The sequence below is a fragment of the Myxococcales bacterium genome, assembly GCA_016703425.1.
In the GTDB taxonomy this organism is placed as follows: domain Bacteria; phylum Myxococcota_A; class Polyangia; order Polyangiales; family Polyangiaceae; genus JADJCA01.
The window spans coordinates 1098296-1111488 of record JADJCA010000002.1; the positions used below are offsets into that span (position 1 = coordinate 1098296).

Genomic DNA, 13193 nt, shown 5'->3' on the forward strand with positions numbered 1-13193 from the left:
TCTACGCCCATCGCCGGCGGCGCCGCGGGGGCGCAGCGCCTGGCGCTCTCCGCCCGTCGATCGCTGCGAGTGCGTCACGCGCGCCGTACGCGTTGTGCTCCAGCAACTTCTCGAAGAGCAAGAGCGCGCCTTCGCGAACCTGCTCGCCGAGTCGACCCAAGGTAAGTGCAAGATCGACCAGCGAGCGCCCATTCGCGAACAGGACGCCTTGGTGGCGCTGGGCCGTCTCATCCACTAAGGCGTTCGCAACCTTAACGACCAGCTCCGGCTCGCACACCATGAGGTCGCGGAGTGTGTCGACGACCCAGCCGCCGGTGGCGAAGCCAAGCGCGCGCGGCGCCGCGCAGAACGCGTTGAGGACCTGTCGCGACGCGGCGTCACAATACGCGGGCTCGGCGAACATTCGATGCAGCGCGCCAGCGATATCTTCGTGGTCTACGCGGGGCAGGAGCGCGACGATGTGACGCGTCGCGATGGCTCGACGTTCAGGCATGTGCCAGATCTCGCCGAGAACGTAGGCCACCCCCAGAATGACCTCGTGTTGGGCATGGTCGTCATCAACAGCCGCTCCGACCACCCTTGCGAGCTCATCGGTCATCGCGTTTGGCGCCCCGGGCCGGGTGGCCGCCCAAGTCAGCAGCTCACCGTACGCCTGGCCCGCAAGTGGCCACTCCGCCGCGCGCAGTTGGGCGAGCCATTCAGAGAAGCGCTCGACGGAAAGCGTTGGCGCCAAGCGCGCGATCTGACGCACCCCCGACTTACTTGCAAGGACGGCCGGAAATGCCTCAAAAACGCCGGCGAGCAGGTCGCCGGCGCTGTCGTGACGGACAAACGCTCGCCATTCGTCGCGCACGACGCACTTCCAAACGTGCGGGTCTTCGCGGCGCGCCAAGTGTTGGCGGACGAACTGAGCCCACTCATCGGGCCGGGGTTCTGGCGTAGACAGGTAGCTGCGCGTCAAGAGTTCGAAGAGGGGGTAGTTCCCTTCCGGGAGGCGCCCACCGGAAGGCCCAAACAGAATCGGGGCGGGGCGCTCCGGTTGCGCGGGCCCCCGAATGTCGGGAGGAGGCGCATCACCATCGCGAACCCAGCTTCTGACGAGGGTCTCGGTTTCCGGCGCAAGGCGCCCGCCATTCCAGATGCGACGTGCCAGCGTTCTCGCTGCGTCCACGCGAAAACGCTCAGACGCACCAAAGCCGCGCTCAGCCAGCGAGCGAACCAGCTCCTCCAACCGAGCTTGCTCGATCACCTCGCCCAGCCCGGTGATCGCATGAGCCACGGGCTGGACATGGGTGGCGGGGTGGAAGGCCTGGAGCAGCGGGATCGCACGCTCCGGATTGGCCTTCGCAAAGTCAGCGAGTGCCTGCGACAGCTGGATGCTTCCGCCGACCGTCCAGTCGTCTGGGTCGTGCCAGCCCGTGCTGTCCGGCAGCCGCGCAAAGGTAGCGACGATCCGGTCGTTCGGGAGCTTTGCCAGCTCATCAGCGGTCAGCGGCGAACCAATAGCGCTGGCGCGAACCGATGGACTCGGCTCGAGGAGGTCCGCGGGCAGCCGAGCGCTCTGGACGGCAACGAAGGTTTGGCTCGATTGCGAGAGGCGAGCCGAGCCGAGGGCGCGGAGGAGGCGCACGCGATGCGCGGCGTTGCTTTCCTCGGCGTAGACATTCCTCTGCTCGTCCGAGCCAGGCAGAGCTTCGTCGATCTTCGACTCGAGTACCTTGGCTTCGAGCCGACCGACTGCATCCGCCGACAACCGTTGCGCGAGCGAGCCCAACAGCTCGACCGACTGCTCCTCGCGGTTCTGGTGGTTGCCAACAACGAGCCGTCGCGGATCTTTCTCAAGGTATGCCAGCGCAACTTCCGACTCGCTGGACGGCGCAGCGAGCAACGCGATTTGAAGGAAGCGATGAACGGCGAGTGCGCTGCTGGATTGGTACTTAGCCAGGATGGCCTGCAGCGTCATCGGCTCGCGGCCGACGGCCTCGGCGCCGACGTGCAAGGCGGCAGCAAGCTCGTGAACCGCACCGAACTCCGACGTGGGGCGAGTCTCGTCTAGCTCGTCATCCGCATAGCTGAGATCACTCCGAGCCTCCTCCACAAATGCCTCGACCGCCCTCGCGAAGATGGGAAACACCCTCTCGAAGAAGAGAGCGGGCGCCGCGTTCGCCGCGTCCACGAGAAAGTGAAGCCGTCCACTCTGCTCAATCGCGCGTCGATAGGCCTTAGCGGTGTCGGACGGCAGCTCCGCACAAGCCTTCGCGACGAGCGTAGACACCTGATGCTCCACGATGTCGATGGCGGCCTCAGGACAACGCTTGATCGCAGTGTAGAGCAGCCTCTCAACCATGTCGGCGTCGACGCCGCCAGCCTTGAGGATCGCGCCGAGCCACGGGACAAATTGGGCGGGCCAGGGGTCCTCGCACACCCATAGGAGCGTAGCGATCGCCCTGTGTCGCCCCGTTTCGCGGAGCCAGTGTTCCTCAACCAAAAAGGCCACGCGCGGCAAGGAATGCGTAAGCCCAGCAAGGAGCAGCCCGCCTGCAAGATACGGATCCGGGCCGCTCATCATCGTGGGAAGTTGAACGTCGTAGAAGGCATCGAACCAGCCGCGCTTCTTCTCGACGGTGCGCAGCAACACCTCTCGAGCCCAACCGGCCTCCCCCAGAGTGGCCGTTGCGAGGACGAGTTCGTCGGGTGTCGGTGCGTCCGCGGCCCCCACGACTTCGAGCAGCAGCGCGCGGACATGCGCTCGCGGCGGCATAGAGAGGAGAGCACGCAACTCCTCGTGGTAGCGCGCCGGAGCCGCAGCACGAAGATGCGTCAATGTTGCGCGAAGGTGGCCGCGCACCCCAAGGCTTTGCTCACGCCCGGTCACGAAGTTCACCAAGCGCCCGCCGGTCCGGAGGCAGTCCCGGGCGAGGGCAAACTCGAAGACGGTTTGATGCACGAAGCTGATGCGCCCGTCATCACCGCGCGCGAGGATGTTGGCCCGTTCGAGTGCAAAGACCTGCGGCTCGGTCAGTTCGGCGACGGCTGGGTCAATCCGCAGCTCCTCGCGGGCACTCATCTCTCGTGCGACGGCGCAAGCGACCGCTTCCAGAGCCAAGTCGGTGTCACCGGGTGAGCCAAGCTCGCTGGCCCACAGGCGAGCAAGCATCAGCTGATACGTCTCGACCGGCGGCTGCGCCGCCGCGCCGCGACGAATTTGCAGAAACACGGTGAGAGCTTGCGGCGACCGCAGGTGTTCGAGCAGTTCGGCGGAAACCGGTGCCACGCCCGCTCGTTCGAGCACCCGCGCCACTTCACTTGCGGGAGGCAGGGCGAGGGTCACGCGTGGCGCGGACTGCAGTCTGTCGAAGCGTATGTCGTGAGCGAGATCGACCGGACGCGACGACACCACAACCCGGACCCCGGCACGCGCAACGTGTTCGATGAGGTCGAGGCATACGCTCAGCCGCTCGGTGCGGTGGTCGACGAGGTCGGCCAGCGCGTCAAGTTGGTCGAGAATCAGAATCGTGGGCCCGGTCCCCACGAGACCCGCGAGCGTGGCGCCGACATCGCCGACGAAGCCGATTGCCGTCGCGAGCGTAGTCGCGTCATGCACCGTTGACGGCAGACGATCCGCCTTGATGGCCAAGACCGTCGCGCCAGCGTCGAGCTCTTCCGCCGCGAACTTCGACAGCAGTGCAGATTTTCCGCTACCGGGATCACCAACCAATACGACGATTGGGTGGTCGGGGCTCAGAAGCGCCGCGAACTCTGGGCGTTTCAACCAGCTTTCGCCGTCCGCCATTTGACGCCACATCAGCAGGGGCGCGGACGCGCGTCGGAGGTCCACCTTGCACTTGTCTAAGAAGCTCTCCACAACGGGCGCCGCGCTGCCCCCATCGCGGCGGGGGAGCGACGCCTCGCCGCCCTCGATAACCCGCAACATCTCGCGGACCGAGCGGGCCCAACTGAAATGTGACTCCATGTCGTTGCGCAATCGGCGCACGCGATCATCTGCGCCTGCCGGGTCCCTCATGATGCGAGCGATGGCGCTTGCAAGAACTTCCGGGCCGTCCTCCGGGTCGACCACGTATTCGCCGGCGGATTCTCGGAGGACGCGCTGCAGCTCTTGCGCCAGACCGCTCGTCTTGCCCAGGAGAACGGGTACACCTTCGGAGATGGCCTCCAGCCCCGTCAATCCGAACCCCTCCTCACGCGAGGTTGCCAACACGACCGTCGCGGCACGGATGTCACCAAGGAGGACGTTCGCGTCGCTCGTGTACGTCAAAACTCGGACCCTCGCCCTTCCGGCGAGCTGTTGGACTCTCTCTCGCACCTGATGCTCGGTGCCGGGCGCGGCGCCTCGCAATCGGAAGGTGCTGTTTCCGAGGTCTGGGTGCTTGACGACCTCCTTCATAGCGAGGGCCGCGAGGTCGCAACCTTTCAAGTTGAAGTCTTCGAGTCGGCCGAACAGTAGGCAGTCGAGCTCGGCTGGTGCCCTGTCGGCCAACGTGCGTGGGAAGAGCCCAGGAACAAAGGTGTGAAGGTGATGCTCTCGTGCGGCCAGGCAAGCGCTGAACGCCCTCCGAAGCTCAGGTCCGACCGCGAAGACGACGTCGGCGTGCTGGCTAAGGTTGCGTTCGAGGTCGTACCGCGTTTGCGCGCGGGACTCCTGCTCGGGTCCGGCCACTCCCTTCAAGGGTTCAATCGCGCCCGGGTCCATGTGAAGGAAGTGCACGTAGCGGGCATTCGGAAAGTGGTCTTGCTTCAAGACCAGCGCCGCAGGCCCGGTGATACGGGCATGGCCAACGATCACATCGACGTCCGCGAGGTCGTCCGGCTTCCGGCTAAGCGCGAGCAGGTCGTCGCCGAGGGTGCGTCGAGCGCCGACGAGGCGCACGTTGACGGCACGCGCGCGCTCTTGCTCATCCGAGGTCGGCCGCGGCACGAGACAAACGACGTCTTGCCCCTCCTCCGCGAGGGTGCGCGCGAGGTGGCGATTGAACGTACTGATGCCGCCATGGGATGAGTCCCATTCGGTGGCGACCAACAGGAATCTCTTCCCGCTATTCGCTTTGCCCCCCGCCTCGCTCATTCCTCGTCGCCCTCACTCCCCAAGAGCGACGCCTGCGCTGGGTCGACCTTCTTGCCCTTCCGCTTCTTCGCCGGCGTCGCGCCCACCACTGCGGCCGGCGCATCGGTCGCGGTCGCCGCCGCCGCGTCGCTCGCCGGTGCCTTCCCCGCTGCCTTCGTCTCCTTGCCCGTGTTCGCCGCGGACTTCGTCCCCTTCGACGCGGGCTCCTTCGCCTTTGCGCCTTTTTGCTTTGGGCCGAGGCCGGCGAGTTTCTCTTCTTCGGCGCGTTTGGCGTTGAGCACGAAGAGGCGGTCGATCACCCCGTCTTCGAAGGCCTCGAGCTTCTTCTTGTCGGCGTCGTTCATTGGGCAGAACGGTGGCACGGCGAGATCGAGCCAGCGGCCGTCGGCGTCGCCCTCGGCGTACGCCTCGAGGACTTTCTGGTCCATCTCTTCGTGGAGCTTTCGCAGCTCGAGGATCCGCGGCTCGGTGCACGCGGGATCTTTCAGCCGGTTGTACGTGACGGTTAGGCCGACGTTCTCGTCGACCATGTACTTCGCACGGAAGTCATAGAGCCGCTGCCCGATGTCCTCGAGCGCAGGGATGACGGCGCGCGGATCGGGCTTGGGAATGGGAAGGTCTCGAAGCAAGATGAAGCCCTGTAGGTTGGCCGGTCCTCAAGTGACGAACCTTGCATAAGCGCCCACGCGCAGTGAGCGCGCGACTGCAAGACGGCAAACGGACCGCAGGTCTCAAAGGGAAACACAAACAGGCGTTGATCGAAGACGGCACCGCACGGCGAGAAGCTAAAGCAGCGGTGCTTGGAGACTGCACTCGTAACCAAACATCGAGCGAGCGAACCGATCGCCTCGTAGAGTTCGGGGCGAATGCCGTCAAACTGCCACCAGATCCGCTTCCGTCTGAGGCTGGTGGAGTTATTGCCCTGCTGCCGGTCTCGCTCAGGTTTGACCCGCTCCCGGACGATTTGGATTAGGTCGCGCCACTGCTCCGCCGTCTCTAGCCCAAGCGCCCCGAAGTTGATGACGTACCTGCTGGGCTCGTGCGTCGGACTTGAATTCACGTCCTCCCCGCCCAGGTAGGGCGATATTCGCTCCTTGTTCTGAGCTGATGCCATGAGGCGCTTCGTCTCCGCGTTGTCGAGCACGAAGCCCGCTCCGAGCACGATGGTGCCCTGGTGAACGAGCCCCGAGCTATTGCTCGCCAAACAGGAAGCGTCTTGGCGTTCAAGCCCCTCACGAAGCCGCGAATCAATCGATCCGACGTCAACCCCGTCGAGGCGAGCGAGCCCTGTTCGGGCCACAGGCGCCCCGACCGCAAGGTGCACGACCGCCACGCTCACGGCGGCCTCGCCAGGCCAGGGCAACGAACTGGTTGCTTCATAAATGCGGGCCCCGTTGTCGCACAGAGCTTTGAGCCCCACTGCTCGGGTGTCGCCCTGGCCAATAGTGTTGGTCGCAATGAACCCAAGACAGCCGTGAAATCCGAGGAGTGCGTGTCCGCGCCGGAAGAAATAGGCCGAAAGGTCGCAATTTCCGCGCACCCCCGTGTCCCCCTCAAACACTTCGCGGAGCCAAGCCGGATACCCGGGACCGTTCTCCTCAACAATCCTCGTCTTTCCCGCGAAAGGCGGATTGCCTAGAAGGGCGTCCATGTACGCCCCGCGGTTCACTTGGCCGTCATCTAGCGGGTCCGGCCGCTCCGCGTAGAACACTTCTGGGAACTCGGCCATCCAGTGGAACACCGGCAGCTTCGCGCGCACGTCGCGCTGCATGGCGAGGAGCTCATCGCTCGGCGGGCCGCCGCTACCGAGCCAGTAGCGCACCAAGTCTTCGCGTCGTCGCCGCTCGGCCTCGCGATCCTTGTCCTTCTCGTGCGCGAAGAAGGCGCCCACGACGAGATCGCCGATGAGCCGCACGCGATCGAGCGCATCTTGCGCGTCCCAGAAGAGGCGCGCCTTCTCGCGATCGTCGACCGGTGAATCGCCCAGATCGCCGATCTTCTGCCTTAGCAAAATCGCTTCGTCGAGGGCTACGGCGATCTCGCGACCAAAGAGCTCGAGCTGCTTCGGCGCGCCCTTGCCCTTGGCGCTGCCCAGACCGGCACCCTCGCCGTCCGCGCGCTTCCAGTGGAACGCGCGAATCTGCTCGAAATCGAGCCCCACCAGCGAGTCGCCGTGGCGAAGCGAGTGGTCCAAGAACGTGAACGGCAACGTCTTCGACAACGTCACGAGCCACAGCGAGAGTTTCGCCAGCTCGACGGCCGCGTCGTTCTTGTCGACGCCGTAGAGGCACCGCTGCGCCACGAGTCGCCGCGCGTGCAAGAGCACGTCGCCGTGCTCCTCCGCGAGCGCGATGATCTTTCCTTCCCGCGTCCACGCCGCCACGACGTGATCCGCCAGAAACCGACACGCCTCCACCAGGAACGCCCCCGAGCCCATGGCCGGATCGCACACCTTGAGGTTTAAGATGCGCTCCGATGCGGGCGCCTCGCCCATCACCGCGAGCAGCGGCTCGAGCGTGCGGCACACGATGGGCGCCGAGAGGCTGCGCGGCGTGTAGTGCGAGCTCGTGCGCCTCCGCTCGGTGCCCGGCTGGAGCACGAGCTGCCCGGCCTTCGCGCGCGAGAGCGACGGATCGCCCCTCTTGGTGCCCGCCTTCCCGCCCGCCGCAAACGCCGACAGCGCTTCGAGCACCGCGTCGTCGTCGCCAGCGTCCTTGAGCGCGTCGTTCAGCTTTTCGGCCTGCGCGGTCGAGAGACCGATGGTCTCCTTGAGCCACTTCGCGCGGCGCGCCGCAGGAACCTCCGTCACCTCGGCAGCCGAGATCCACAACCGATCGGGCTTGGTGCACACAGCCGCCGTCGGCACGCGCACCACGTGGTAGCCCATGAGGGCCTCATAGACGCTGCCGATCTGCTCGACATCGAGCGCGCGGTACGAGAGGCGCTGGCCTTCAAAGACGAGCAGTTTCTCGAGCATGTGAAACACGGTCTCGTCATCGACGCTCGGCACGCGCACCGCCGCGCGATCTTCCGCTTGGGTGATGGGAGCGCTTCCGCCGGGGCCCCAGCCCTCGAGGAACGGGTATTCGTGCGGGTTGAAGAGCGAGCCGCGTCGCGCGGGCATGTGCACGTCGCACGTGGCGCTCGCGTGAGAGACGCCGAGGTAGATGGCGCGAAAGAGCGCGACGAGGCGGCCCCACGCGCCGAAGCGGCGAGACATCGAGTCGGGGTACGCGCCGACGTCGGCCTGAAGCTCCTCGAAGAGCCCGAGCGCCGAGAGGTTCTTGGCATAAAACGCCCGATCCGTCGGCAAGAGCCCGCGATCCTCTGCGTAGAGCACGAAGACCAAGCGGAGGAGCACCGTGAGCAGGCCCTTGGTGACGTGATCGGCGCCCCGCGCGAGCGCGTCGTCCATGAGCGCCTTGGCGTGCTCGCCGTCGCGCTCGGCGGCGGCCTCGAAGCCGCGGAGCAAGATCTGAAGGGCGGCGAAGACCTGATCGGCCAAGTCGTTCGTGACGTTCGCCTGGCGCTTGCGGCTCTCGGCGAGCAGGGCGGGCAGGGCGCGCTCCTCGGCCACGCCGAAGAAGCGGCTCGCCGAGAGCAGCATCACGAAGGCGTCGAGGATGGGCCGGCCGCCCACGCTCGCCATGTCGTCGATGCGAAACGTGATGGCGCCGGACGACTCGCCGTGAGGCGCGTACACGAGCCGCACCACCTCGCGGTTCGTGAGGAGGCCCACCGGCACGCGCGCATGGCGCAAGAGCCGCTCGAACTTCGCGCTCGGCGGGTAGTCCCACGGGCCGGTCACCGTCTCGGGCTTGTCGAGATCGAGGCTGCGCGCCTGGCCAGCCCCGGCGCCGGCGCCGATGTCCCAAACGAGCATCTCGTAGGTGGTCTCGCCCGCGGCCGCCGAACCGCTCGCGGCGTCCGCGCCCAGCTTTCTGAGTCCCAGCGTGGCGCGCACGGTCTGCCTGCCCTCGGGCACGTAGAGCGAGAGCGCCTCCGGCAGCGCGTCGCCGACGTCGAAGGCATCGGGCGCGTAGCCGAGGAGACCGGTGAAGAGCGCCAAGAGGTCGGCCACGGCGTAGCCCTCGGGGCCCGCTTCGCCTTGCCGCGTTGGCGGGCAGAGTTCGAGGAGCGTCGCCTGCACGTGGGGCGGCTGCCGCTCCATGCATTGGGCATCCACGAGGACGGGGATCGAGACGACGAGCCCATCAATGGGCTGCACCATCCCGAGCCAGGTCTCATGAAAGCGGCGATCGAGATCGGTCATCCCCTCGTCTCCGGCCACAGGAACACCAAGCCAACGGGCTCGAGGCGGCGTAGCGCCACGCGGTAGAGCGCTTGAATTTGCTGGGGCTCGCGCTCTAGCTCCAGCTGGATGTCGACGAGGCGATCGCCCATGAAGGCCTGCTCCTTCTTGAACTGATCTTGCTCGCGCTTGTCGAGGTTCAGGTCGTCGAAGGAGAGCTGGGCGCGCCGTTCGATCTCCGCGATGATCGCGGCGCGCTGCGTCGCCAAGATGCCGCGTAGGGCTTCCGACTCTTCGGTACCGCGCTGCGTCAGCTTGCGCTCGGCGTCGTGTGCGACGGCATCGGCCTCATCGCGGATCTGCTTCCACAAGCTCGAGAAGACCTTCGGGCTCGCGGCGAGCAGCTTGTTCTGCACGGCGTCAGACACGCCGTCCAGCGTGGGTGACTCGGCCAAGACCTGTTCGAGCATGTCGACGGCCTTGCGATCGGCGTCCTCGGCGAACGGCTTGAGCTCGTCTTCTTTCCCGTCCACGAAGCGCGCCGCCACGCTGATGAGCTGATCGTGGAGCCTCGTCGCGCCGGGTCCGAAGAGCGATAGCCGGCCGAAGGCGATGACCCGCGTGAGGGCGTCGTGCCTCGTGCGCACGACGGTGACACGGCTTAGATCGTGCGCGCTGAAGCCCTGCGAGAGAAAGCGCCCCAACACGCGCTGCACGAACGGGTGCTGCAAGTGCAGGTGCGAAAGCTCGCTGTTCACCTTGGGCGGTGGCCGGAAGACAACGGGCTGCGGCGCCTTCTTGCGAAACTCCCATAGGTATTCGTTTCGGCCGCGCGCCGGCCGCAAGCTGTCCAGCGTGGGCTGCCACGAGGCCGGGAGTTCGGGCACGGTCCACGCGTCGGCACCATCGACCTTGCTCGCCACTAGGCGCGGCGCGCCAAGCAGCTCGAGGCCGACGTCGAGCGCGTCTCGCAAGAGCGCCGGGTCGAAGTCCATCACCTTGCTCGATCGGTTGAGGAGCACCCCGGCCTCTTCGATCTCCTCCTTCACGCGCGCAAGCTCGCCCCGTTGCGACTCCAGCTCGTCGGTCGCGGCCTTTTTCAAGGCGCCGGCTTCTTCGGCCGCTTCGAGCTTTCGCGCGGTCTTGTCGTCGATGCCCGCGTCCATCACTTCACCGAAGCGATCGAGGAGGACCGAGCCGATGGACCCTAGCTCGCGCTGAATGACGTCGACCTTGGCGACGAGCTTCTCGAGGACGATGTCTTCGGTGCGGTCAGGATAGAGAAAGTAGTGGCAGCGCACCTCCGGCTCCGGCTGGAGCGTGCGGTCGATGCGGCCGTTTCGTTGCTCGATGCGCGCCGGGTTCCACGGCACGTCAAAGTGAAAGAGATCGGCGCAGTGCCCCTGAAGATTCACACCCTCGCGCGCGGCGTCGGTCGCCAGGAGGATCCGCACCGGGTGCTTGTCTGGCGGCGAATTGAACGCGCGCTGCACCTCGTCGCGCTGCTCGTCCGACATTCCACCGTGAAGCTCCATGATGCGAGCGTCCCCATCCTGGGTGCCGTCAACGGCGCCGTTGAGGAGTGTCCGGAGGTAGCGCTTCGTATCGCCGTACTCCGTGAAAATAAGGACCCGCCGATCGCTCCACTGGCGCTCCGTCTTGGTCGCCTTGGCCGACGGCCCGCCGACGGCCACGGCCGAGCACTGATTCTCTCGAATCCACGACACCAAGCGCTCCACCTTCGCGTCGGCGGCGCCGCGACGTTGTCTCCCAGCGGTGAGCATTTGCTCGAGGAGCGCTTTGGCCTTGTCCGTCGGACTCAACTCCCGCGACGCGGCGGCCACGCGCGCGCCGTCGGCCTCGTCGATGTCGTCGTCGTCGATGCCGTATTCGTCGTCGTCGACGAGGAGTGGGACCTGAATCGCGACCTTCGCGCGCCCCTCGAGGACCGCGCGGTGATGTGCCTCGAGGGTCCGGTAGAAGGCCTCAACGCTCGAGAGCAGGCGCTTCTGAAGGTTGATGAAGACGAGCTTGCCTCCCAGCCCGCCGCGCTCGGGTTTCACGAGCGAGGTGTACTCGGCGAGCTGGCGCGCCAACTCGAGCTCCGGCGAGGCGGGCTCGCCGACGGCATGCCGCACAAGGAGGCGCTTCGGGAATTGCTCGACCCCGAGCTGGCGCAAGTCCTCCTTGAGGCGGCGGACCATGATCGCGTCGAGCTCCCGCCGACCCCGAACGGGCACGCCGCGCGTGAAGCGCTGCGGATCGAGCAGCTCGAGGAGCGCGGAGAAGCTGTTCGAGTGGCCGTTGTGCGGCGTCGCGCTGAGGAAGAGGCGATTCTCAAAGCGCCTCGCGACGTCGCGGATCACGTCGGTGATCTTCGAATCGACCGCGTAGCGAGTCGCGCCAGCCGGAGCGGCCACGTGCGCCTCATCGAGGATGAGAAGGCTCTTGGTCGCCTTCTCGCCGATGTGTTGGATAAGCGGGTCGCGATACTCGGGTCGCCTAAGGATGGGGTGCGAGACGATGAAGCGCGTGTGCGTGCTCCAAGGGTTCACGCCGAAGCCGCGCTCCTGGCGACGCCGCCCGATGAAGGCGCGGTTCATGACCTCGAAGTGCAGGCCGAAGCGCTTCTGCATTTCGTCGCGCCATTGGAGACAGACGGAGGCCGGGCAGACGATGAGAATGAACTCCACGCGCTGGCGCAAGAGCAACTCTTGCGCGATGAGGCCCGCTTCGATGGTCTTGCCGAGGCCGACGTCGTCGGCGATGAAGATGTTGGCACGTGGGAGCGAGAGCGCCTTACGAAGCGGCGTGAGCTGATGGTTCATCAGCTTGATGCCGGCGCGAAAGGGCGACTGAAAGAGCTTCGCGTCGGTGGCCGAGACGCCGCTCCACTTGAGGGCGTGCAGGTACGCGGCGAAGTGACGCGGCGGATCGATGCCGGCGCCCGCGCGCGCGCCGAGCCCGTGCGCCTCGGGCTGAAGGACCTTCGCGCCAAGCTCGAGCTCCCAGGCGACCTCGAGGTTCCGCCCCTGGTTGTCATCGTCGAGGCACACGAGCTTAACGAGAGTTGCGTGGCCTTCTTCGGGAGGCGGCACGACGCCCTCAACCAGCCACTGCCGGTGCCGCACACGAACAATGTCGCCGGGACGCGGTGCATAGCGAGGCACGGCGTTCGCCGTGAAGATGGGCTTGGGCGGCGCAGTCTCGGTGGCGCCGTGCGCCTGAAGGAGGCGTGCCGCGAGCTGGGGACGCGCGCGGCCCGAGTCGTCGAGGCCATGGGAGCGACACGCGGCCTTGAGCTCGTCGCGCCCGAGCGCCGCCAGCAAGTCGCGAAAGCGGATGACGCCGGCCTCTACAAGGGAGGCTACCTGCGCCTCACGCGTCGCGCTCGGCGGCACCGTGACCGCAAACGAGCGACCGAGCTCCTCGAGCCGAGGCTTCGGGAGGGTTTCGAGGATGGTGCGAGTGGAGGGGGTCACGAGGCACGCTTCAAGAGAGAGCGCCAACCTCGCCGCGACCTTGCCGCACGCCGACCGCAACGTAGCCTTCGGTCTCCACCAAGAGCACGATGGGGAGCTGGTCGGGCGGCGTCGTTTGGCATGCCTCGCTCACGGCCTTCCGCTTGTCAGCGGCGAGTCGCGGATCGCCTCCGAATTGGCGTGCGACGTCGATGCGCCGCGCGCACCCCATCCGGACGCGCCCGTCAAAAGCGCGCTGAACGACGACGGCGAGATCACCGAGCGCATGACCGTTGTGGAGCGCGCTCGTGACCATATCGCTGATGGTCTCGGCGGTGGCGTTGAGCGTGGCGTCGATCAAGGCCTCGTCGTGCGTGGTGCCTGCGTTCATCGTGTG

General features: G+C 66.4%; 3 protein-coding genes and 1 pseudogene. All 4 read right to left on the reverse strand.

Annotated elements, in window-relative coordinates; genetic code table 11:
- Nucleotide 1: 1 nt before the first annotated feature.
- The 4 genes and pseudogenes from IPG50_11120 to IPG50_11135 all read right to left on the reverse strand — a co-directional run bounded on the left by IPG50_11120 (nucleotide 2) and on the right by IPG50_11135 (nucleotide 13187).
- Nucleotides 2–5038: a glycosyltransferase gene (locus IPG50_11120; protein MBK6692744.1), complete on the reverse strand. Its 5037-nt coding sequence runs from the start codon at nucleotides 5036–5038 to the stop codon at nucleotides 2–4.
- A gap of 41 nt (nucleotides 5039–5079) precedes the next feature.
- Nucleotides 5080–9314 (reverse strand): annotated as a pseudogene (locus tag IPG50_11125) (N-6 DNA methylase).
- Nucleotides 9315–9352: 38 nt separating this feature from the next.
- Nucleotides 9353–12523 carry a DEAD/DEAH box helicase gene (locus tag IPG50_11130; protein ID MBK6692745.1) on the reverse strand — a complete coding sequence of 1057 codons (3171 nt, stop codon included), beginning with the start codon at nucleotides 12521–12523 and terminating at the stop codon, nucleotides 9353–9355.
- A 304-nt stretch (nucleotides 12524–12827) separates the two neighbouring features.
- Nucleotides 12828–13187, reverse strand: coding sequence for a hypothetical protein (locus IPG50_11135; protein ID MBK6692746.1), 360 nt, complete (start codon nucleotides 13185–13187; stop codon nucleotides 12828–12830).
- Nucleotides 13188–13193: the final 6 nt, after the last annotated feature.

Excerpts from the sequence above, each read along its gene's own strand:
- IPG50_11135 (MBK6692746.1), bottom strand. The coding sequence starts at position 13,187 with ATGAACGCAGGCACCACGCACGACGAGGCCTTGATCGACGCCACGCTC.